Source organism: Paramesorhizobium salinisoli, assembly GCF_003335045.1.
Taxonomy (GTDB): domain Bacteria; phylum Pseudomonadota; class Alphaproteobacteria; order Rhizobiales; family Rhizobiaceae; genus Paramesorhizobium; species Paramesorhizobium salinisoli.
The window spans coordinates 341,771-364,550 of record NZ_QOZG01000006.1 but is presented as its reverse complement, the minus strand read 5'-3'; the positions used below and the strand labels follow the sequence as shown (position 1 = coordinate 364,550).

Here is a 22,780-nt window from a genome sequence, read left to right as displayed (position 1 = left end):
GGCGCCGGGGGCTGAAGGCGTTCTGGAGGCCGGTTTCGACGGCAACCACGGCTGGTTCTGTCGCAATCGCGGCAAAGCTGACGTCACCATTACCCTGCGCACGAATGGCGACTATGCCGAGATCAAGTGCATGATGTGACCAGTTCGTCCTATCGCATCACCAGACCGGCGCGATAGCGAGAGGGAGGCCCTGCCCATACCGGGCAGGGCTTTTTCACAAGAGGCAGCGCAAGCAGGATGTTCACGAGGATCTGTCGACCGGGATAAGCATTTCAGCGATCACGCGGGAAATTCGCGACCAGCCGACAGACTATTATGACGGTACGCGACGAGGGTTCACCATCCGTTCGATCTTAGCGTGTCTGGGAGAACAAACCTTGTTCCGACCCCATCCTTGATTTTTTGAACCGCTTCCAGCCGGTTCAGCTCTTTCTGCGACATGGTGATCAAACAAGACATGGAAGCTCCATCAGCACTTCGGCGTCGGACACCAGTCTTCCTCCCAGCGTTGAACTTGACCAGCTAGAAGGGCGAAAACTGTCGCATATCTAACTGGCCCAACTGTCGCATTACTAAATGGCTGCTATATAATCCGATCACATAACATGTATTATGGAACCAGCACCGAAGGTTCCGGGAAGGCGATATTGGGATTTCCCTTATGCTTCGAAAGACTTCTTGCACAAAAGCCGGTGATCACCCGGCAGTCGGTCTTACCGTTATTTATTTACGCTGTAGGGGCATCTGCCTTGGCAGCGATCCATACGCTTGTTGATCTCGCGGCTGGGGTACGGGTCGATGCGACTACCAGAGCGGAACGTCGTTCCTCGCCAAGTCAGCCGTCAACTGCAACAGCCATGTTCCCACAATGTTCTTCAGCTTGGCCAAAATCGAGCTTCGGGCAGACGGGGCCGCGAAGTTGTGCTTCTTCGTCACAAACATAGATACTTGATGCGTATCCCGGATACGATTATATTGCCCCCTATCGGAGTTGTCACCATGTCTGCAAAAGAACGCATCAAGAAGTACCGAGAGACTGGAGGAGCATCCGATCTCGTGAGGGTGGAGGTTCTCGTTCCCAAAGCACGCAGAGATGAGATCGTGAGTGTCGCGGCAGAATTGCGATCTGCGCATCGGGCTGAAAAGAGTCGTCTTTTGGAGTTTATCAGGATTGCTACCGAGAGGTATGGGCTGAGAGTTTTCGATAACATCGACATCGAAAAGCTGAACGATCTTCCGCAGAAGGCGCGAGTTGTCGCCAATGCACTTATGGAGCGCGGTGACGCGCGAGCTTATGCGATGGGACGAAAAATGGTCGTCGAGCTTGGAGATGGGCGCTGATGGTACTGACACAGATCCAAAAAGAAATCATGGCCTCCATCGCCGGGAACAGATCTGACACCAGCTACATTGCTGGCGGCTTGGTCTTAAATATGAATTGGCCACGAATGTCCGATGACATTGACATCTTTCATGATACCGACGAGGAAATTGGGGTCTCTGCGGGTACTGATATCGCGAAATTAGAGACTGACGGTTTCAAAGTCTCGATCGAAGTCAACGTTTACGGTTGCGTTGAAGCAAGTGTAATGCGCGGCGGGGAGCGTACCCTTGTCCAATGGATGAGCGAGACCCGGACACGCTTCTTTCCACTTGTCAGGGATGATGAATGGGGAGCCCGTCTGCACCCTGCTGATCTTGCCGTGAACAAGGTGATCGCTGCCTCTACGCGGACGAAGGCTCGGGATTACGTCGATTTGCTGATGATCGAAAACCATATGTGCCCGTTAGGGTCGGTAATTATGGCCGCGGCAGGCAAACCTCCTTACTTCTCGCCATTGCGTATAACCGATGAGATTCGGCATAAAGCCTTGTCCGTCACGAATGAGGACTACACGACGGTTCGTGGTCTACCTTCTGATTGGACTGCCACAATGATCCGGGACGAACTTATTATTGCTCTGGATCGCGCGGAGAACTACCTGCGCAATGCGCCCTCCGAACTCGTAGGGATATTGGCTATAGACTCTGCGGGCGTTCCGTTGAAGGTCTATGACCTCAACACCACCGGGATCGGATACCGGAAGGCGACCTCTGAGCCTGAGGTGACGCCAGATTTGCCTGAAGCACGCAACCGCTGGGGGGATAAAGTCTAACTCGGCGCATGAGTGGATGCTGTGGACTTCTCACGCCTATTCGTCTGGCGGCAGTTGCTACCTAATTCCGTAGGCTAACGCCGCCAATCTCCCTACTGCAACCGAAGGCCGAATGCGCAGGAACACCTCAACTGCGATTGCCGGCTGTATTATTGATTGGGATAGCAGGCGGAAGCCTTCAACTCCGTTCCACCCGCGAGAACGTCGATCAGCTTTGGCACGGCGGTTCGAAATTGGTATTCGATCGCCACCGACGAAAAACCGTTGAGCCCCCGACAATCTGCGTCATGGTCCAGGCGGATCAATGTAGGGTCAAGTGTAACGAACCAGCCGTTGGAGGTACTCTCGGCAAATGCGGTTGCTCGAGCCAGGTTATAAATTCCTTCCAGGCTGCACTCAACCTGCGGAACGCCCATGCACCGCGCGGTGGCAATCGCCGTCTCCTGCAAGGCATGACTTGTCCAGAAAAGCCGGCCGAACTCAACGATCCCGAACAGCATCAGCAGAAAGACCGGCAGGACAAGAGCGAACTCCACAGCGCTGGCTCCGCACTTGGATTGCCGAAAAAGCTTCAGGACACGTTTCATTGAGTTCGCGCGATTGCAGCGGCGGAAATAGTATCGTCCCGGATTATGCCATAGCCCGAAAAGAGCGGTTTATAGGGCTGCTGCACGGCAATCGCGACAAACTTTCCAGCTCGTGTTCCATCAGGGCAGAGCGCGCCGCATTCTTTCATGGCGCCCCAGACAAGCGACCTTGCGCTACCCGTTGGACAGTAACATTTGTTCGCATTCGAGGATTGCTGACTGACCTTGATGACAACTCCGTCGTAGCCCGCATCGGGACCGTTGTTTACGACGACGGTCGCCCCCGTGTTACCCGCCCTCACCGCGATCAGGCTAGCAATCCGCTTGGCCAGCTCTGAGCCATTTTCGGAACTGACCATGCTCGAATTCACCAGCGCGTAGCTCGCTGCGCTGGATACAGTGGAATCCAACTGGAAGCGCGAATAGACGGCCATGCCGAGGTCGAGACTGCCGGCCAGAATAAGGGCGAATACCGGCGCAATTACTGCGAATTCTATGGCTGAGGCGCCCTTGTTTTCGCTGACCAGGAAACGCTTGAGGAAGATGTGGGCAGCCTGTAACCATCTCAACGGGCTTTGGAAAATACTCATTGGATCAAAGCCACTTTACCGTTTCCATCCAGGCCGGCACATTTTGAGATTGCTTTTGCGCCGCCGGACAACGCAATGCTTGCGCCGATGAGCTGCATGCAATCGGTAGGGCCGTTTTCTATCCGTCCGCCTCCTCCAAGATCGATTTTCGCGTATGGAAAATAGAACGCCCCGGAGATCTGGCCGCGCCCGCCCGCCGCGATCGTCACGCCGCCATCATTATCAGAGGATTGAGGACCGACGACCGCCAGCCTGGCAAAAGGGCCGGACTTGGGCGCCATCAATGTAATGCCGTTGCCGCCGTCGAGGCAAAACACCTGTCCCCTGCATGCTCCGCCCGATGCAGTATCGCGCCCTGAAATCAGAAGCGTGACGTCCTTGCCATAGACCGCGCCGGTTCCGTCGCACGTCGCGCCGCCTACGTCCGCCGCGAAATATCCGTCAATGGTATAGATGCCCGCCCCGAGCTTGACCGCACCAGCCAGGTGAACGTTACCTGAAATATCGTGGTGCTCACTGGCCGGCAGAACGATGCAACTTCCGCCGCCGTGGCCATTGATGTTGCCGTTGAGCCGAAAGACGCTGCCATTCGCGCTCGCATCGGCAAAATAGGTTTTGGAGCCGCCGCCGACACTGATGCCATTGCCTGCGCTTGAATGATTGATGATGTAACTATTCGACTGTCCCGAGCCGAGCGTCAGCGTCGCACCGTCACCGGTATAAATCCCCCCGTCGAGTATGAACCTGCTCGGGCCCCCAAACGTCATCGTTCCGGAACTGCAGACGCTGTAGCGCTGCTCCGGATATCCACAGGCTTCATCACCCATTCCAATATGGAAGGTGCCCGCACCAAAGCTCATGGAAGCGCCATATACACCTTTGGCGATATTGAAGATGCCAGGGCCAAAGACGATGGAAGTTCCAGGTCCGCCCTTAATACTTCCTGAGAAGTTATAGATGGTATCAGGACTTCCAGAGGCGTTGAACGATACTTTTGCGTCGTTTCGGACCTCAATTGATCCGATATATATTTTCTTTTTGCTACAAGTAATAACCCACGTGGATGTATAATACTGATTATAGTATTTCGGATCAAAACTGCATTGAATATCATTCAATGCTTTTGCGGCGTCGGCAGGGTTTCCGTCTCCGAAAATTATCTTCGGCTCTATTCCATTGGAGGTAACTTTCGCCGGCCAGGATGCCTTCCAGATCGTTGCGAACCGATCGTCGAATGTCGCAACTCCGGAATTGTTCTTCAGCGGATCATCCGTGTACTGTTTGACGACAGGCGCCGGATTCCCCTTCAGGGTCACGAAACTGTTGTCCCATTTGCAGGGTGCAAGCTCTCCCGCATAATAGGTGACGCTCTCGGTCGTAATTCTGGTGCCGCATGGCGCCGTAATGCCCGCATTGGAGGAGACGCGATAACATTCGCCATCGATATGAACGCCACCGGAAAGCGTGATCCCTGATCCAGCTTCATCAAGGGCCAGGATGCAGCTACTGCCTGATTTGCCGACTGACGCAAAGGCGCCGGCAGCAATGCTCAACTCAGGCTCGACGCCAAGGACCGGCGCAAGATAGAGTGTGTTCTTGGTGGTAATCGTGACATTCACAGCCTTGCTGCTGGAATCCTTCGGCGATGTTACGAGCGCGACCGCAACGTCATTCGCTGCCACGCCGTTGAGTAGAGCGGCGCTGCGCGCCGCGGACGCCATATCCTCTTGTGAGCTCGTTTCGTTGTAGGCAAGCGCACCGGCATACGAAGCCAAATCGGCTACACGCTGGTTCTCAGCCCGGCGGAGCAGACCGTAGCCATATTCAACCGAAAGTGCGGCAAAGCCGAGCACGACAGGCAGTGCCAGCACCGCTAGGATCGTAATCGTGCCGGATCTGTCATGCAGAAATGCTGCGCAGATCCTACGGTATCCGTCTCTTTCCCCATTCTTCCCCATTATTCTTGCGTGCTCCCCTATGTCGTTGGTTTCTTAATTGAGGGGGGGTGGGTAAATGAACCGTTTACAATGGAAAACTTGGCACGAAATTGTATGCAATTTGGACAGGACAGACGTGCGCTCGTCCCCGTCGGGAGCAGAGGAGCCAGGCGATATTGCAACGGTTGTCCGGCGCGCTCGGGTAACGATATGGCATCGGGTTCTCAGAAGCAGCCGGCATCCGATTTCGATGCCTGGTGTTTCATCGTCTGTGCTCCAGCCGCGGTCAGCGGCGGGATCGCCACAGCGCAATGCGGTCCTGCAGCCGGTAGCCTTGAATGATGGCCGGCATGAACCACGGATTGCCACGATAAAGCGGGATGAAAGCAGGTGGCCGGAAGTCAAAAGCCGTGCGCGCTCGCTCGCTGTACCCCATCAGCTTGTAAGCCGCACGGGTGCCAATCCATGGCGCCCAGACAACCCCCGAACCGCAGAAGCCGGTGGCATAAACCACGCCGTCTTTCTCGAAGATGCGGGGCATCATGTCGCGGTTCATCGCCACATTGCCGAACCAGCTATGCGAAAGGCGAACCTTTTCCAGTTCCGGGAAAAGCTCCACCAACCCGTTACGCAGGCGAAGCGTCGGCGCCGCTGGATCGCCCACGCGGGAACTGTCGCGGCCGCCCAGCAGAATGCGACTGCCATCGGGTGAAGGGCGATAATAGAAGCCCAATTCACGGTTCTCGCCCATCATCATCAGCTTCGGCATCAGGCGGGCCATCGTTTCAGGCGCGAGTTCCTCGGTCGCGATGATCCGGCTGCGAACCGGCACCAACCGCCGGCGCAGAAAAGGGCTGGCACCATCGGTATAGCCGTTTGTGCACACCAGAACCTGCCGCGCCTGAACGGTTCCGGCAGACGTCACAACACGGAATCCGGCGCCATCTCTCTCTATCGAGATCACGGGCGTACTCGAATGGACCGTCAGTCCGGAAGCGAGCGCCACCCGCAGGAGCTCGGCGTGGAACTTGGCCGGGTGCAGCCCGCCAATGTCCATCCGCACCGTGCCGCCGCGGTAGAAGTCGGTACCGATGTAGCTGCGCTGCTCGGCATGCGGAACGGCACAGGACTCGATCCCTAGCCTCTTCGCCAGCGCCTCGGCACTGCGCGCCATCTTCTCGTACTGGTCATACCCGATAGCACCAGTAAACCGGCCGATCAGTTGAAAGTCGCAGTCGAGCTTTTCGGTCTTGATGAAGTCGTAAAGAAATTCGCGCGCGATCTTGCCTTCGGCCTCGATCGCTATGGCCTTCTCCTCACCGAAGCGCCGGGTGATCGTGGCGTAGTCCGGCCGGATGCTTCCACTGGTGATTCCGCCGTTGCGCGACGAGGCCCCCTCGCCCGGGTTCATCGCATCGAAGGCCGCAACCGAACGCCCCTCGCGCGCCAGCGCCATCCCCGCCGAAAGTCCTGCATAACCCGCGCCCACGATGAGCACATCGAGCTTTTGGGGCAGTGGCTGGCGCGGCAGTGGCTTGACGGGTGCGGCTTCCCACCAAAAGGATGTGTTCTTGTCTGCGACCTTGGGCTCGTGCACGGGACTGACTTTTCGTTTCATGTTCAGGAAGCGGGAATTTGCTGAGAAATCAAATATGGTCATTTCTGACATCCAGAGCGTCGCGCAGCCCATCGCCGATGAAGTTGAAGCTCGTCACCGCGATCGTGATAGCGGCGCCGGGGATGATCGCCAGCCACGGCGCGCTGGCTAGATACTGCTGGGCGCCGTTGAGCATGTTGCCCCAGCTCGGCAGCGGTGGCTGGATGCCGTAGCCGAGGAAGCTGATATAGGCCTCCAGTAGAATCGCACGGGCGACCGTCAGGGTGGCGGCCACGATGATCGGGCCCATCGCGTTGGGCAGGATCTCGCGGAACATGATATGCGCTCCACTCAGCCCCAGCATGCGCCCGGCCTGGACGAACTCGCGTTCGCGTAGCGAGCGGACCTCGGCCTCGACAATTCGGGCGACCTCCATCCAGCTCGTAACGGCGATGATGACGGTGATCATCACCGGGCTCGGCTTCAGCGCCGCCGCCAGCGCCAGCAGGAGGAAGATCGACGGAAATGCCAGAAAGCCGTCCACCATGCGCATCAGCGCCGCGCCGATCCAACCGCCGCGATAGCCGGCGATCACGCCGATGAGCGTGCCGACCAGCGTCGAGAGCACCATGGCGAAGAAGCCGACCAGCAGCGATATCCGTCCGGCCATGAAGAGCCGTGCCGCAACATCACGCCCCAGCGGATCGGTGCCCAGATAATGCTCACCGGCCAGCGGGGGGGCAAAGCGTGCGCGCAAGTCGATGTGAAGCGAGTCGTACGGAAGGACATAAGGGCCAAAGACGCATGCCAGCGTCAGTACAATGATCATCGCCAGCCCCAGAAGCGCAAGGCGATGGCTCATGAAACGGTGTGCCGCACGGCTGTGCCACCAGCGGCTTGCACCTGGATTTGCGGCGAGAGCGGTCATATCAGAAGCCTCCTAGGACGTAAGGTCACGCGCTCAGCTAAGGCGGATGCGCGGGTCGACGATAGCCACGACAATGTCTGCGATCAGGTTTCCGAAAATGGCAAGGATCGCGGAGAACATCAGCAGCCCCATCACCACCGGGTAGTCGCTGTAGCCGAGGCTATCGAGGAACAGTCGCCCCATTCCTGGCCAGGTAAAGACTGTCTCGGTCACCAGCGCGCCGGTCAGGATCGATGGAAGCTGCATCCCCGCCAGGGTGATCATCGGCAGAAGGGCGTTGCCGACGACATGTTTCATCAGGACCCGGCGCTCGGTTAAACCCTTGGCGCGCGCGGTCTTGACGAAATCGTGGCTGATAGCGTCAAGCGTCGCCCCGCGCATGTAGCGGCTCCAGATCGCGACATGCACCAGCGATAGCACGATGCTTGGCAAAATCAGGTGGTGCAGGTAATTCAGCACCGAGCCGTCGCCGATCGTGTACATATTGCCCGCAGGCAACCAGCCCAGTTTCAGAGAGAAAACGTAGATGCCGACGAGCCCGAACCAGAAAGTCGGGATCGACAGCGCGACCATGGCGCCGACGGTCGCCGTATAATCGAACAGCGAATAGCGATGCGTGGCGCCGCGGATGCCGATCCAGGTGCCAATCGCGATTGCGAACGCGGTGGACGTGCCCATCAGCAGCAGGGTGGCGAAGAGGTGCCGGCTGATCACCGACAGCACCGGCGCGCCGTCGCGGAAGGAGTGCCCCCAGTCGCCCTGCACAAGCCGCCAAGCCCAATCGAAATACTGGATCCAAAGCGGCCGATTCAGCCCCAGCTGCTCCTTGAGGCGTGCGATGTCCTCCTGGGTCATGCCAGGATCGAGCCCATATTGCGCCAGCGGCCCCCCCGGAATGAGGTTTAGAATGACGAAGCCGATGATGGAGACGATCACCAGCAGCACTGCGCTCTGCGAGAGGCGATTGAGCAGGAAGCCACGCATTCAGCTCTCCATTTTGTTTTACTATGACGGTATCCCTGAGTTGCCGCCGCCCGTGACCCCGAAGGACCTGGCGGCGGCGGCGTGCATCAGCTCGCCCAATACCAGTCTGCTGCCTTCCAGGATTCGGTGCGCGTGTTGGTGTTGGGCACGAATCCCTCAATCCCTTCCTTGCGTCCGTACACTGAAGTATTCGCAAACAGCGGCAGCAAAGGCAGGTCATGACGGACCAATTCCTGGACACGGAAATAGATCTCGCGCCGCGCTTCCGGATCGAAGGTGCGGCTGCCTTTCTCAAGCAAGGCATCGACCTCGGGATTGGAGTATTGCGCATTGTTCGAGCCGCTGCCGCCCTGTGCGGCGATCGCACGCGTGTGGAAGCGGTTGGTAACGTCCGGGTCCGCGCCGATCAGATAGGTGATACCCACCATGGCCGTGTCGAACTGCGATTGTGACCAGAACTCGCCCCACATCACTGCCGCCGGCAGGTTCGAGATGGTCATCTCCACGCCGATTTCGGCAAACGTCTGCTGAAGGAACTGCTGTGCTTGCTCGCGCAAGTGGTTGCCTGACGTTGTGGAGTTGGCGAAGGACAAGCGTACCCCGTCCTTGGCACGGATCCCATCCGGTCCGGGCACCCAGCCGGCATTGTCGAGGATCTTGCGCGCGCGCTCCAGATTGAACTCCTGCTTCGGCAGGTCAGGGTCGTAGTAGAAGGACTGCCGAGGCATGAAGGTCTCGGTCAGGCTCGGCACACCGTAATAGAGCCCTTCGATGATCGCCTTCCTGTCCATCGCCGCGTAAAGCGCCTCCCGGACGGCGAGGTCCTTGAACTGCGGGCGTTTGAGATTGAGATAGATCGACTCCACCGAGGATGCGGGCACAAGCGACACTACCCGGCCCGGCAGGGTGCGTGCCTCCTCGTAGTTGTCGGGGGTGATGTATGTCTGGCCCACCAGGTCGATGTCACCGCTCTTGAACTGCGTATAGAGCACGGTGACGTCCGGGATATATTTGAAGATCAGCCGCTCGACATAGGGTCCGTCGCCGAAGTAGCCGGGGTTTGCGACGAGCTCGACATGGTCGCCCGGAACCCGCTGGCCCCACTTGAACGCGCCGGTGCCGATTGGAGCCTGGTTGAAGGCGGCCGCATTGGGATCGGCGTCTTTCTCCAAAATGTGCTTGGGGACGATAAAGGTTTCAGTCAGGAATGACAGATAGGGCGCGAAGACCTCCTCCATCCGCCAGGTGATCTCAGTGGGTGATACCACAGTGATGTCGCGCACCAGTGAATGGCCGGTCGTGCGCCAGGCGCGGAAATCCGGATTCGTGATGAGTTCGAGGGTGAACTTCACGTCCTCTGCCGTGAACGGCTCGCCGTCGTGCCAGCGGACGTCGTCCCGCAGGCGGATGCGCCAGTTCAAACCGTCTTCGGATATCCCGCCATTGGCCTGGGTCGGCACTTCGACTGCCAGATTAGGCTGGATGGAGCCATCGGGAGCTATGCGGAAGAGCGCGTCGAAGAGCGAGAAATGCACACCGTCGTCAACCTCGATATGCGCCATCAAGGGGTTGAAGACAGTTGGTTCCTGCGAAATTCCGACGATGACGCGGCCGGCAGGGGTCGCAGGAGGGGTCTGGGCGAAAGCGGGCCTGCCCAGCAGATTGGGCGCAATAAGGCCGGCAGCGCCGCCGATTGCCATCATGCGCAAGGCATCGCGCCGGGTATAGGCTGATTTGATTTTTGATCGCTCGGTCATTGGAAGTTCCCCTTGTTATCGGCGGCGTACGCCGTTTCTTTAACCGTTTGCTGCAACCGGCCGGGTTCCGCCCGGTTGCTCCCCTGGAATCGCCGCCACCAGCTCACGCGTGTAGGCTGATTGCGGGTCCAGGAAGATTTGCGAGGGCGGTCCGCGTTCGACAACCCGCCCTTTCTGCATCACTGCGATTTCGTCGCAGATCTGACTTGCGACGCGCAGATCGTGGGTGATGAAGATCATCGATACGCCGGTTTCCCGCTGAATCTGGTCCAGGAGCTTCAGGATCTGGGCCTGGATCGATACGTCGAGCGCCGAAACCGCCTCATCGGCAACCAGCAGCTTCGGCTTGAACATCAGTGCCCGCGCGATGCCTATGCGCTGGCGCTGCCCGCCCGAAAACTCATGCGGATAACGGCCAAAGGCTCCGGCATCGAGACCGACATGGGCAAGAAGCGCCCGCGCCTCCTCGCGCGCCTGGACATAGGGCGTTCCGTGCGCGACCGGGCCAACGGTCAGGATGTGGCCGATCGTCGAACGCGGGTTGAGCGAAGCGAAGGGGTCCTGGAAGATCATCTGGATCTGCGGCCTCAACGGGCGGAATTCGGCCTCGGAAAGACCTGCAATGTCGCGGCCCTCGAACAGAATTCGGCCGCCGTCGCTATCCAGCAGCTTGATCAGAACCCGTCCCAGCGATGATTTACCGGAACCGCTTTCGCCCACAACGCCCAGTGTGCGCCCGGGCGCCAATTCGAAGGAAACGTCCTTCACAGCGGGCACGATCCGCTGCTTGCCAAACAATGTGCCGCCGCTGCGATAGGTCTTCACAAGTCCCTCGACCTTCAGGATCGGCTCGTTGCTGGCGACATCCAGAGGTGTGCGATCCTTGCCGGTCAGACGCGGCACAGCCGCGATCAGGCGCTTTGTATAGGGGTGGCTGGGCGACTTCAGCACCTGCTCGGCGCTGCCCTGCTCGACGATCCGACCCTTCTCCATCACCACGACGCTGTCTGCTATCTCAGCCACCACCCCGAAATCGTGGGTGATGAACATGACGCTCATTCCCTTACGGCGCTGAATGTCGCGGATCAGCTCCAGGATCTGCGCCTGGGTTGTCACGTCGAGCGCAGTCGTCGGTTCGTCCGCGATCAGGATCATTGGCTCGAGCGCCAGCGCCATGGCGATCATAACGCGTTGCCGCTGCCCGCCAGAAAGCCGGAACGGATACTGATGATACATGAGCTCCGGATCGGGCAGGCCCACCTCGGTCAGCAGCTCAATGGCGCGGCTGCGGCGGGTCTGCGGCGTACCAACGCCATGCGCCGCCATGACCTCGTCGATCTGCGCGCCTGCGGTCATCAGCGGATTGAGCGCCGAGAGCGGGTCCTGAAAGATCATAGACACGACCCGGCCGCGCAGACTGCGCAGCCTGTCGTACGACAGACCTACGACATTCACCCCGTCCAGCTGAATTGCGCCCGAGGAGACGTGGATGACCCTGGGCAGTAGCCCCATTGCCGCATTCGCGGTGACCGACTTACCCGATCCGGATTCGCCTATGATACACAGGATCTGGCCGCGCTTCAGATCAAAGGAGATGTTTTCCACCGCATGGACCCGCTCCATGCCTTCCGGCAGGCGTACGGTCAAGTCGCGCACCGAAAGCGCCACTTCGTGGGGGACTACAGCGTGAATGCCAGCGACCATCGATTCTCCCCCCCCCCCTAGCAACCGCGCCGGCTCGCAATCGAACGATCCTGCCCGTCAAGGTCCCCCGCGCCTACCTGCCTGTTGGCAGATATTCGGAATGTATTCCTCCGTTGTGCCAATGAGTTTGGCACTTTCTGTCCAGCAGAGTCGCCGAAACGTGGCGCTTGTGCAGCACGAACTTCTGAAAAGGGCGCCGAAACTGGCATATCACTCTGCGCCCAATACGCTCAATTGTAGTTATCGGCCTGGCTAAGCGCGTGGACCAGTTCCCAGTCTTCACGTCGATGCGGCCATCCGGCCTGTCGGGACAATTCGACGGCATCGTCCAGATGCTCTGGCATCATCGTTTCGAATATGATTTGTTTTGCCGTCATGAGGCATTCCGGGCCGAGATATTCATGAGCCCAAGATAGAATGCCGAAGACAGCAGTTCCTCCTGACCAGCAACTGCGAGAGACGCGGTTTCACTGTCCTTTGCAGGCGGCGCCGCATCTTATGCCGACGCAACCGCGATCCCGCCGGCAAATCGGCGCTGCCGCCCGGGTTCCGAGTGAGCCTGGCGCAACTCTGTGCCAAAGCCGCGATGCAATACAAAACGATCTGCTTGATGCCGCTGCGAATGCAGTGATTAGTCTCCCCATCGCTCGTTATGATGATTGCGGTAGAGGCACGGTGCCGAAAGGATCAGGAGGATTGACGCCATGACCAAGTTCAGACCGAAATACATTACCTTCGACTGCTACGGAACGCTGACCAATTTCGACATGGCCGGCGCGGCGCAGCGCGTTTATGGCGCGCAGCTGTCGCCCGCCGCCATGACGCAGTTCATCAAGGATTTCGCCGGCTACCGGCTGGACGAGGTCTTCGGCGCCTGGAAGCCCTTCATCGAAGTGGTGCACAATTCCGTGGAGCGCACCTGCAAGCGCAACGGCATCGCATTTCGGCCGGAGGATGCCCAGCGCATCTATGACGAAGTGTCCACATGGGGTCCGCACCCGGACGTTCCAGCGGGCCTGTCCAAGGTTGCCAAGGAGATCCCGCTGGTGATCCTGTCGAACTCGATGAACAGCCTGATCATGTCGAATGTGGAGAAGCTCGGCGCGCCCTTCCACATGGTCATCACGGCGGAAGAGACCGGCGCCTACAAGCCGCTGATGAAGGGCTTCGAGTACATGTTCGACAAGCTCGGCTGCGGGCCCGAAGACGTCACCCACGTGTCCTCCTCGTTCCGCTACGACCTGATGACCGCCTACGACCTTGGCATCAAGAGCAAGGTCTGGGTGAACCGGGGCCATGAGCCCGCGAACCCCTACTACGAATATACCGAGATCAAGGATATCGGCGGACTGGCCCGTGCCGTCGGCCTGGAGCCCGCGCTGCAAAGCGCTTGAGCGGCGACATCGCTTCTTGGGACAAGACACCAGGACATCGAAAAAGGGGGCGGTTGAGCCGCCCCCTTTCCATTTTTCAGCCACCGGCCTTTACAGCCCGCCGACATGAAGCGTCTTGACCTCAAGATATTCCTCTATCCCGAGTTGCGCGCCTTCACGCCCCACCCCCGACTGCTTCACGCCACCGAAGGGCGCGACTTCGGTCGAGATCATGCCGGTGTTGAGCCCGACCATACCGAACTCTAGCGCGTCGGCGACCCGCCACCGCCCAGCCACTGGTCTTCAGCGCCTGTTTTGCAGCCTGTACCGCGCGGTCCAGGAGAGCTTCATCCGCGACCGGACATGCACCATAGTGTTTGCCGTCGGAAGGCCGTCGCATTTCCAGTGCGCCAGCCGCCTCGACGCGTTCACCACCGATGAAGTATAAAGGGGAAGCTCGAGTGTGTCAGGATCGAAGCTTAACGTCATGAGAGCACCTCGCACCAAAGCTTTTTGCAGTCAGATGGGTTCACCTGACGTCGCCCAAATGCGGCGAACCAACGGATAGAGCGAGCGAACCCATTCCGCTCTGTTTCTCCTTAGAATAATAGGGGACCGAACGCCGCATTTTTCATTGAGGACGAACCGCCTGACGGCGTCGAAATGCGTCAGGCTGGACCTGGAAAGTTGATTGTTCTGGAATTGCGGTGCGCCGTCATGGGCGCACCTTGAGCACCTTGAACATTGCACTTAGTCGTAGGCGCAGACGTAGATCTTGCGCACGGTCTCGATGGTGCGCCAGACGCCGACAAAGCCAGGTTTCATAACGAAGCTGTCACCGGCGCGGTAGGTCTTCGTCTCACCGCCCTTTTCCTCGATCTCTACGAGACCTGAAATGATGTGGCAGAACTCGTAGGTGGTGCCCTTGATCGAATGCGTCTCGCCGGGGGTAGCCTCCCAGACTCCTGTCGCCACCTTTTCTCCCTTTGAGGCATCCTGTGCCCAGGTCTTGAAGGATGGGTTGCCCGAAATGAGCCGTTCCGGGGCCGGCACGGCCTCCTTCGGTGTGAAGTTTGGGTCAGTGTCGATGGTGATCAGAAGTGACATGCCGTGTTTCCTGGTTTAGTAGCCGAGTGTCCGATCGACGAGGCCGATCAGGTTTTCCCCGGCGCGGTGGCGCCGGATATTTTCAATGACCGATTGTGCTGCCGTGCGCGGTTGCGTCACGGAGGCGATATGCGGCGTAATCATCACCTTGGGATGCGACCAGAGCGGATGGTCTTCCGGCAGCGGCTCGGGATCGGTGACATCCAGCATTGCCGCGGCAAGATGGCCGCTGTCGAGCGCCTCGATCAGCGCAGTCTGGTCAAGCTGCGGCCCGCGCCCGACATGCAGCAGCCGTGCGCCGGCGGGCAATGACGAAAAGAGCCTTGCGTTGAGAATGCCACGCGTTTCGTCGGTCAGCGGCAGAAGGCAAACAAGAATATCCGTCTGCGCCAGAAAACCGGCAAGCTGGTCGGCACCATGAAAGCAGGTAAGGCCTCCAATTTCTTTTGTGCTGCGGCTCCATCCGGCGAGGGGAAACTGAAACGGCTTCAGACGCTCGATGACCGCTTGCGCCAGCATGCCAAGCCCCAGGAACCCCACCCGACGCTCCGAGGCCTGCGGAGCCGCAAGCGCTTGCCACCTATGCTCTCCTTGCTGCTCACGATAGGCGAGCATTTCCCGGTGAAGCGTCAGCACGCCGAGAACGGCATATTCCTGCATCATGCGGATAATGCCGTCTTCAACCATCCGCACCAGTTTCACATGTCCAGGTACCTTCTCGCTCTTGAACTGATCGATACCGGCGCCGATGGAAAACAGCACTTCTAGATTGCGATAGCGGGATATGTCCTCAGGCACCGTCCAGGTCACGAGATAGCATATCTTCTCAGGGTCCACGACTTCGCTGGCGTGGAAGAATTTCAGGTCCGGGAGTTCGCGCGCAAAAGCCTCGCGGAAGACCGTCCCGCGCGCGGCATCTGAATTGAAAAGAAATGCCATTAGAGATCATCCTATTAAGTCATGCGGCAAGGCGCGCGCCAAGATCCTCGATCATCTTCTGGCACGCCGCGAGTTCGCCCAATTCGATATATTCATCGGGACGATGGCCGCGGCTGATATCGCCGGGTCCACAAATGATCGCGTCGATGCCGGCCTGCTGAAAACCCGGCCTCCGTGCCATAGCTCATCGCAACGAAGGATTCCTGCCCTGTCAGCTCAGTCAGAAGGGTCGTCAGTTCGCTCCCCTCGGCAGGCGCAAGGGCGGGATAGGCGCTCAACTCGTGCCAGGCTACTTCGAAGCCGCTGTCGCGGAGGGCGAAAAGCTGCGCCCTTATTGGCTCGAGCAGGGACGACGGATATAGACCAGGCACAGCGCGGACCTCGATATCGGCAGTGCAGCGATCGGGAATGATATTGACCGCCTGACCGCCGGCGATGACGCCAACCTGCAGGGAAGAATACGGGGGCGCGAAATTACGGTCAAAGGGCCCTTCCATCAGGGACTGGCCGTAAGCTGCAGCCTGCGTGATCACGCCGGCCATGGCGTGAACGGCATTGAGTCCCAGATCAGAGCGTGACGAATGTCCGGACCGTCCGATCACCTCGAGCCGCACCGCCGCCTTGCCCTTGTGTGCCCGCACGGCCTGCATCCGGCTCGGCTCACCGATAACCGCACCGAGCGGCTTCTCGCACAGGCTCGGCAGCGCGGCGATGAGATGCGGAACGCCACGGCAACCCGCCTCCTCGTCATAGGAGAAGGCAAGATGAATCGGCCGCTGCAAGTTCATGACCGCAAGCCGTGGCAAAGCGGCCAGCGCGCAGGCAAGAAAACCCTTCATGTCCGTAGTGCCACGGCCGTAAAGCCTGTCACCATCGCGGCGCAGGACAAAGGGGTCCGCGCTCCACTCCGGCTCGCTCGCCGGCACAACCTCCATATGGCCGGACAAAATGTAGCCGCGTACCTCACGTGGGCCAATCGTGACAAACATGTTGGACCGGTCGCCTTCGGGACCGGGGAGGACCGACATTTCGACCCCAGCTGTCTGGGAATATCCGCGGATCCAATCGACAATTGGATCGGTTGGCATTCCCACAACGGAGGGAAAACCGATCAGCCTCGCGAGAATTTTTTCAACATTCATAAGCGGCCATATTGTTTGCGGAATTTATCGGATGCCGACCAATTTAGGTTTAGCCGCGAGTTTTCTCTGCCAAATAGTGCTGCGCATCGGCTGAAGATTGCGAATTATGCCCCTGAACAAGCAAAACTTGCTGGCTTTTCGATGCAATGCTGCGCAAAAGAGATGTGCTGCAGCATTGCAATAGGCAGCAGAATGAAAAACACCATATGCCCATAGAAGGGGCATGGGGTGAAGGAGCGGATAAGCTGAAATGCAACGATCAGTGCGCCTGAAATCATTCGAACTGGTGGCGCGGGATATAGCTGAAGTTGATGTGAAGCTGCTTCACGCGCTTTCCATCGGTGTTGGCTGGCCGCACCGGCCCCAGGATTGGGAGTTACTGCGCCGCGCCGGTCACGGTATCGTTGCCGTTGACGGCATCGGACGCGTTTTCGGCAGCGCAATGTGGTTCCCTCAGGGAGACGACCTCGCCACGATCGGCTCGGTTATCACAGCGCCCCGTGGCCAGGCGCAAGGAGGCGGCCGATGGCTCATGGACCTGGTGCTTGAGCAGTGCGGCGATCGCATTTTGACCCTGAATGCGACCCATCCCGCCTATCCTCTTTATGTGTCACTCGGCTTTACGGCGGAAGCGATCGTATATAAGTGCCAGGGAGAAGTGCCGCCAGAGCTTCCGGCAACGCCTGTTCTGGAAGGTGAACTGAATGTGAAATCAAGCAACAGGCTCAAGGAGATCACGTCGCTGGATACGCGTGCATTTGGGACGAACCGCGAAAGGGTGCTCGCATTGCTTTCGGAAAATGCTTCCGTTTGTACTTTAAAGCGCGGTGGGGAAATCGTCGGATATTCCATGAGGCGCGAGTTCGGCCGCGGGCATGTGATCGGCCCTATCGTCGCTAAAAATGATCATGACGCGATCCATCTCACAGCCGTTCATCTGAAGGATCTCACAAGGCGGTTCGTCCGCGTCGATACACGCGAAAAAGACGGCATGTTTGCCGAGTTCCTTCAGCAGAGCCGCCTCGGCTTATCCGACACCGTTACGACCATGTCCAAAGGACGCCGATTCCTGACCCGGGAAGACAACGGGCCATGGGTTTACGGTTTGGCCGGCCATGCATTGAACTGATTGCAGCAAGCTCTTGCATTCACACTCTCCGGTTGCAGGAGGCGTGCCTCACTCGGTAGATTTCATCGCCGTGCATGGCTGGAAGCTTCTAGCTTCTAAATGTGGCGCGCCGGTTTCGACGAACGATCTCGTCCAGCATATCTGTCTTCCATTGTTCGGCATGACCCATTGGACGTTCATTTCGGCAGGAAGGGAAAGGCAGGTCCGCCTTTCCGCACGTTTTTCCTCCAGTACGATCCAAGGCTACCATGCGACGTGCCTTGCCGGTGGCGGCATCGCCCTCCTCGCTGTCTGGAGTGTTGAAGAGGATTCTGAAGGCGGGTCGTCTCAGCGCATCGATCTAGGGAGGATGCGGTGCCCCGGGCCGATCAATATGGGCTATCCATCCGACAAGCAGACTGGTCCCGCAAAAGGTTCGGGTGCTGATATTGGAATTGCGCGGCGCGCTCACCGCAGCAGGATCAAAGAGTGAGATGCAGCAACGCTTCCTTCTCGTTACCCGAGCGCTAGATGCGGCTTCGCCGATGGGAAATCAGCCTCAGCCAGGGGCTTGCGTGAAATAAGGCCATCAACCCATACATCGTTGCCATACCGGTGATTTGCCATGCACCATGCGTGGTCGAGCAGAGCATAGCCGGCGCTTCACCGGAAAGACCAGAAAGCATAGCCATGACTGCGAAAGCCGGCGCCGCCGCGAGAGACAGCAAGCCAGCCACACGGTCGGGCGCATCCCTGCATTCACTGTGGGCCGCATCATACAGGCTTGCGCCGATATCAGCTTTGGTCGGGGCCATTGCTCTTGTCTCCTTCTTTTGGCTTGATGGGGCACGGGATAGATTAGCGCCGGACCGCGAAACAATAGGAGTGACAAGTGTGACGGGATTCCGATGGACTCGCTGATTACCGCCGCCGCACGCGCGCTCGCGGCCGGTGATCCCATCAGCGCATTGAAACGGGTCGCGCTGCGTGACGATGCCCCTGCGCTTGCCCTTCGTGGCATCGCGATGGCTCAGCTCGGCGATTTCGTGCGAGCGAAAACGCTCCTTAAGAGTGCGGCGCGCGCCTTTGGCCCGAGGGAGGCGGTTGCTCGCGCGCGGTGTGTTCTCGCAGAAGCCGAGATCGCCCTTGTCTCGCGCGACCTCACCTGGCCTCAAAAGGCCCTGGAAAGGGCGCGCACGACGCTCGAAGCGCGTGGTGATCGCATCAATGCGGCGCATGCGCGCAATCTTGAAATCCGGCGCCTGCTCCTGATCGGTCGGCTGGGCGAGGCCGAGCACCTGCTTGCCGGCATGGACCCCGCGGCGCTCCCGCCTGCATTAAAGGCAGCTCACGAACTCGCGATCGCCGGAATCGCCATCCGGCGCATCAAGGCGAAGGCGGCACGTGAAGCCCTGACACGGGCGGAGCTTGCCGCACGGGCGGCCGGCATACCCGGCCTGACAACGGAGGTCGAAAGCGCCTTTCGCCTGTTGAACACACAAGCAGCGCGGCTGATTGCCTCCGGCGAAGAGCGTCCTCTTCTGCTCGATGAGGTCGAAGTGCTGCTGGCGTCAGGGGCGCTCGTGGTGGATGCGTGCCGCAATGTCGTACGAGGAGCTGACGTGGTCGTCTCGCTCGCGACACGCCCGGTTTTATTCGCATTGGTCCGTGCTCTGGCCGAAGCTTGGCCCGCAGATGTTTCGAGGAGCGCCCTGCTCGCCCGCGCTTTTGGCGCCAGATATGCCGACGAATCGCATCGCGCGCGGTTGCGGGTTGAAATCGGACGGCTTCGCGCCGAACTTCGGGAACTGGCTGATGTCAGCGCGACGACCCGCGGCTTTGCGCTGGCGCCCTGTCGGGCTCCAGAGATCGTCGTATTGGCACCGCCCGTCGAAGAGAGCCATGCGGCAGTGCTCGCCTTCCTTGCCGACGGCGAGTCATGGTCGAGCTCGGCCCTGGCGATTGCGCTCGCAACCAGCCCCCGCACTGTACAACGCGCGCTCGAACACCTCGCGGCAGCGGGCAAGGTGCAGTCGTTTGGCCGGGCGAGAGCCCGGCGTTGGATGATGCCGCCCTTGCCCGGATTCCCGACGGCATTGTTACTCCCCGGCCCCCTGCCGAGCGGCTAAGCTTCTTCACAGGTGAAAAAAATTATCGAGGAAGAGACCATGAAACAGACACAAGCCGAAATCCTCCATGAATACGGCCCCTTTCCGGGCGCTGACCAGGTTCATGGCGTCACCTTTGACGGTCAAAACATCTGGTTCGCCTCAGGAGACAGGCTCAACGCCCTGGATCCGACGAGTGGGAAGAAGGTTCGCTCGATCGATGTCGCCGCGCATGCGGGAACGGCTTTCGACGGCGAGCATCTGTTTCAACTTGCCGAGGACCGCATCCAGAAAATCGATCCTGAAAGCGGTCGCGTGCTCGCCACGATCCCGGCGCCGGGCAATGGCGGTGGTTCAGGCCTCGCCTGGGCCGAAGGAACGCTGTGGGTGGGACAATATCGCGAGCGCAAGATCCATCAGATCGATCCACAGACCGGGGCCATTCTGCGCACCATAGATTGCAGCCGCTTCGTCACCGGGGTCACCTGGCTTGACCACGAATTGTGGCACGCCACCTGGGAAGGTGACGAAAGCGATTTGCGGCGCATAGATCCTGAAACAGGAGAAGTCCTGGAAAAACTGGAAATGCCTGCCGGGGCGGGCGTGTCGGGACTTGAGTCCAATGGCGGCGATCAGTTTTTCTGTGGCGGCGGAGACAGTGGCAAGATAAGGGCAGTCCGCCGACCCAGATGAGACTGCGGAGGACGACAATTCCTAATCCTGCGATGAAGCGAGTAGCTGAGCGCTGGCTGCAACATTGATATAAATGTCGCCAATTCAGCCAGCCTCGCAAGCAGGCTGGGTCTACAGGCAACCGGGCTTGCAATGTGCAAAACCGTGGACATGGAACATGCGGCTGCTCTATGTCCGCCGACAGTCACAATAGAGAAGGCCGGCCTTCGATCTGCATCGTGCGGGGCGTTGGTGGGTCTATCGCCGCAAGACTCGACCATTATCTGGCGCGCGGACCGTACGTCATTTTGCAGCGGTCCGAGCAGCGCATTACCGGCTTGACGAGACCCGCGCATAGGCGCCGAGGATGAAACGTTCCGCTTGAACGAGGTAGGCCTCCAGCGTGTCGGCGGCATCGGCGGCCTTGCCGCTCTCCAGCTGCGTTACGATGCTGCGGTTCTGATCGATGAATGGGCTATGCAGAAATTCCGGGTCTTGCAGCAGCCCGAAAACCAGCCTGAGCTCCAGCGCGATCTGCGCATAAAATCCCGAGAGCCGAGGACTATCCGCCAGTTCGATGATTGCGGCGTGAAACGCGATATCCGCACTGCCCACGCCGAGCCAGTCGCCGGCTTCCTGGCATTGGTGGGCCGCCTCGACCGCAGCCCGCATGTTCTTTGCGCCGGGATGGCGTGGATGGGCATTGGCCAGGGCGGGGCACTCGATGAAACGCCTGATCCGGTAGATATCGATAATGGTGGACATGCTAGGCGTCGATACGAAGACGCCGCGATTGGCCTCGTATCGCAGCAGGCCTTCCTGGGTCAGCAACCGGAAAACCTCACGCAAGGTATTGCGCGAGACCTGCATTTCTTCGCTGAGTGTGAGCTCCGAGAGATGGCTGCCGGGGGTAAGCTTGCCTGAAACGACCTTCTCGCGAATGCGCGAAGCCACCGTTTCCGCCAACGTCAGGGTCGGCTCGGATGAGGCGCCGCTCGTCCGATCCACGGACTTCGCGCCATCTGTCTTTTGCTTGCTCGCCGCCAAAGCCGTTTTTCCGCCCATCCCAACCAATTTCATTGTCCCGATGCTCGCGCTGCATAAGCGATCGCAGAGATATGCGCTTCACTTCAACAGGAAAGCGAGGGGATTTCGATTCTCACAATCCATATCTGATTTGCATGGCACCGGCAATTTGTAGGATGATAAAGGATAATTGTTCAACACTATGGACAGGATTGTCTGCTCTTGCTAGCGTTCATCATCTTGAGTGGAGCGGTTCTATGCTGACGATCGACCTTAACAGCGATTTGAGTGAAAGCTTCGGTGCCTGGAAGATGGGCGACGATGCCGCGATGCTCGACGTCGTGAGCAGCGCGAACATTGCCTGTGGCTTTCATGCAGGCGATCCGGCGGGTATCTTGAGGACACTGCGCGCGGCAGATGAGCGCGGCGTGGCCATCGGCGCCCATGTCGGCTATAGGGATTTGGCCGGGTTCGGACGCCGGAACATGGATCCGAGCAGCGAGGAGCTCATCGGCGACGTCATCTATCAGATCGGTGCGCTGAAAGGGCTGGCAACGGCAGCCCGCACGCGGATCACCTATGTGAAGCCGCATGGCGCCCTGTACAACACGATTTCCTTTGATAAACGCCAGGCAGGTGATGTCATTGCCGCGATACTTGCGGTTGACCCGAGCCTGGTGCTTGTCGCACTGGCCGGTTCGCCGCTGATCGAGCAGGCACGGGCCTCCGGCCTTTCAGTCGTGGCCGAGGCCTTTGCGGATCGCGCCTATACGGCGGAAGGCAAGCTCGTGTCACGGCGGGAAGCAGGCGCGGTCCTGCATGATCCGGACCTCGTGGCGCAGCGCATGCTTCGCCTCGTCAAGGAGGGTGTAGTGGAAGCGATCGACGGCAAAACGGCAAAGGTCGACGCGCAAACCATATGCGTGCACGGCGACAATCCGGATGCGGTCGCAATCGCGGTCCGGTTGCGCGCCCTTCTCGAAGCGTCCGGTCTGGTCATCCGCCCATTCACTGACCTGGCAAAAGGGTGACAATGCAGGCTGCAACGCTTGGTCCGACGCGAGA

19 protein-coding genes and 3 pseudogenes are annotated in these 22,780 nt (G+C 59.2%); 8 read left to right on the top strand and 14 right to left on the bottom strand.

Annotated features, from left to right (window positions below; all coding sequences use genetic code 11):
* Window positions 1-999 precede the first annotated feature (999 nt).
* Window positions 1,000-1,341, top strand: a complete 342-nt coding sequence (locus DUT91_RS16450) for a hypothetical protein (RefSeq protein ID WP_114441592.1) — start codon at window positions 1,000-1,002, stop codon at window positions 1,339-1,341.
* On the top strand, window positions 1,341-2,156 hold the full coding sequence (locus tag DUT91_RS16445; protein WP_114441591.1) for a nucleotidyl transferase AbiEii/AbiGii toxin family protein: 816 nt from the start codon (window positions 1,341-1,343) through the stop codon (window positions 2,154-2,156). The genes DUT91_RS16450 and DUT91_RS16445 overlap by 1 nt, the downstream gene beginning before the upstream one ends.
* A 149-nt stretch (window positions 2,157-2,305) precedes the next feature.
* Here the strand turns inward: DUT91_RS16445 and DUT91_RS16440 are convergent, their stop codons facing one another.
* The 9 genes and pseudogenes from DUT91_RS16440 to DUT91_RS16400 all read right to left on the bottom strand — a co-directional run.
* A complete protein-coding gene (locus DUT91_RS16440) occupies window positions 2,306-2,743 on the bottom strand; it encodes a TadE/TadG family type IV pilus assembly protein (protein ID WP_114441590.1) in 438 nt (145 codons plus the stop codon).
* Window positions 2,740-3,333 carry a TadE/TadG family type IV pilus assembly protein gene (locus DUT91_RS16435; protein WP_114441589.1) on the bottom strand — a complete coding sequence of 198 codons (594 nt, stop codon included), beginning with the start codon at window positions 3,331-3,333 and terminating at the stop codon, window positions 2,740-2,742. The genes DUT91_RS16440 and DUT91_RS16435 overlap by 4 nt, the downstream gene beginning before the upstream one ends.
* Window positions 3,330-5,291, bottom strand: coding sequence for a TadE/TadG family type IV pilus assembly protein (locus DUT91_RS16430; protein ID WP_114441588.1), 1,962 nt, complete (start codon window positions 5,289-5,291; stop codon window positions 3,330-3,332). The genes DUT91_RS16435 and DUT91_RS16430 overlap by 4 nt, the downstream gene beginning before the upstream one ends.
* 265 nt (window positions 5,292-5,556) lie before the next feature.
* A complete protein-coding gene (locus DUT91_RS16425; protein WP_425373810.1) occupies window positions 5,557-6,888 on the bottom strand; it encodes an NAD(P)/FAD-dependent oxidoreductase in 1,332 nt (443 codons plus the stop codon).
* Between the two features lie 28 nt (window positions 6,889-6,916).
* Complete coding sequence (locus DUT91_RS16420; protein ID WP_114441587.1) at window positions 6,917-7,795, bottom strand: ABC transporter permease; 879 nt, start codon at window positions 7,793-7,795, stop codon at window positions 6,917-6,919.
* Window positions 7,796-7,828: 33 nt separating this feature from the next.
* Window positions 7,829-8,779 (bottom strand): ABC transporter permease, encoded by a 951-nt coding sequence (locus tag DUT91_RS16415; RefSeq protein WP_114441586.1) that lies wholly within the window; start codon window positions 8,777-8,779, stop codon window positions 7,829-7,831.
* A gap of 86 nt (window positions 8,780-8,865) precedes the next feature.
* On the bottom strand, window positions 8,866-10,536 hold the full coding sequence (locus DUT91_RS16410) for a peptide ABC transporter substrate-binding protein (RefSeq protein ID WP_114441585.1): 1,671 nt from the start codon (window positions 10,534-10,536) through the stop codon (window positions 8,866-8,868).
* Between the two features lie 39 nt (window positions 10,537-10,575).
* Window positions 10,576-12,240: an ABC transporter ATP-binding protein gene (locus tag DUT91_RS16405; RefSeq protein ID WP_114441584.1), complete on the bottom strand. Its 1,665-nt coding sequence runs from the start codon at window positions 12,238-12,240 to the stop codon at window positions 10,576-10,578.
* A 248-nt stretch (window positions 12,241-12,488) separates the two neighbouring features.
* Window positions 12,489-12,617: pseudogene (locus DUT91_RS16400) on the bottom strand (GNAT family N-acetyltransferase); the annotation flags it as partial.
* Between the two features lie 327 nt (window positions 12,618-12,944).
* Between DUT91_RS16400 and DUT91_RS16395 the strand changes: the two are divergent.
* Window positions 12,945-13,634, top strand: coding sequence for a haloacid dehalogenase type II (locus DUT91_RS16395; RefSeq protein ID WP_114441583.1), 690 nt, complete (start codon window positions 12,945-12,947; stop codon window positions 13,632-13,634).
* A gap of 90 nt (window positions 13,635-13,724) precedes the next feature.
* On the opposite strand, the pseudogene DUT91_RS16390 reads toward DUT91_RS16395, so the two are convergent.
* The 4 genes and pseudogenes from DUT91_RS16390 to argE all read right to left on the bottom strand — a co-directional run.
* Window positions 13,725-13,898: pseudogene (locus DUT91_RS16390) on the bottom strand (aldehyde dehydrogenase family protein); the annotation flags it as partial.
* Window positions 13,899-14,363: 465 nt separating this feature from the next.
* Window positions 14,364-14,720: a cupin domain-containing protein gene (locus DUT91_RS16385; RefSeq protein ID WP_114441582.1), complete on the bottom strand. Its 357-nt coding sequence runs from the start codon at window positions 14,718-14,720 to the stop codon at window positions 14,364-14,366.
* 15 nt (window positions 14,721-14,735) lie between these two features.
* A complete protein-coding gene (locus DUT91_RS16380; RefSeq protein ID WP_114441581.1) occupies window positions 14,736-15,659 on the bottom strand; it encodes a 2-hydroxyacid dehydrogenase in 924 nt (307 codons plus the stop codon).
* Window positions 15,660-15,678: 19 nt separating this feature from the next.
* Window positions 15,679-16,801 (bottom strand): annotated as a pseudogene (gene argE / locus DUT91_RS16375) (acetylornithine deacetylase).
* Window positions 16,802-17,051: 250 nt separating this feature from the next.
* Between argE and DUT91_RS16370 the strand changes: the two are divergent.
* The 4 genes from DUT91_RS16370 to DUT91_RS16350 all read left to right on the top strand — a co-directional run bounded on the left by DUT91_RS16370 (window position 17,052) and on the right by DUT91_RS16350 (window position 20,710).
* Window positions 17,052-17,930, top strand: a complete 879-nt coding sequence (locus DUT91_RS16370) for a GNAT family N-acetyltransferase (RefSeq protein WP_114441580.1) — start codon at window positions 17,052-17,054, stop codon at window positions 17,928-17,930.
* A 43-nt stretch (window positions 17,931-17,973) separates the two neighbouring features.
* A complete protein-coding gene (locus tag DUT91_RS27440) occupies window positions 17,974-18,402 on the top strand; it encodes a LysR substrate-binding domain-containing protein (protein WP_425373808.1) in 429 nt (142 codons plus the stop codon).
* A gap of 415 nt (window positions 18,403-18,817) precedes the next feature.
* The gene (locus tag DUT91_RS16355) at window positions 18,818-20,038 is read left to right on the top strand and encodes a helix-turn-helix domain-containing protein (RefSeq protein WP_114441578.1); all 1,221 of its coding nucleotides are present in this window, start codon (window positions 18,818-18,820) and stop codon (window positions 20,036-20,038) included.
* Between the two features lie 39 nt (window positions 20,039-20,077).
* Entirely contained in the window at window positions 20,078-20,710 is a 633-nt protein-coding gene (locus tag DUT91_RS16350) for a Vgb family protein (protein WP_114441577.1), read from the top strand.
* A 309-nt stretch (window positions 20,711-21,019) separates the two neighbouring features.
* Here DUT91_RS16350 and DUT91_RS16345 read toward each other — a convergent pair whose 3' ends face one another.
* The gene (locus tag DUT91_RS16345) at window positions 21,020-21,754 is read right to left on the bottom strand and encodes a GntR family transcriptional regulator (protein WP_114441576.1); all 735 of its coding nucleotides are present in this window, start codon (window positions 21,752-21,754) and stop codon (window positions 21,020-21,022) included.
* Window positions 21,755-21,972: 218 nt separating this feature from the next.
* On the opposite strand from DUT91_RS16345, the gene DUT91_RS16340 reads away from it, so the two are divergent.
* Entirely contained in the window at window positions 21,973-22,746 is a 774-nt protein-coding gene (locus DUT91_RS16340) for a LamB/YcsF family protein (protein WP_200834986.1), read from the top strand.
* Window positions 22,747-22,780 lie beyond the last annotated feature (34 nt).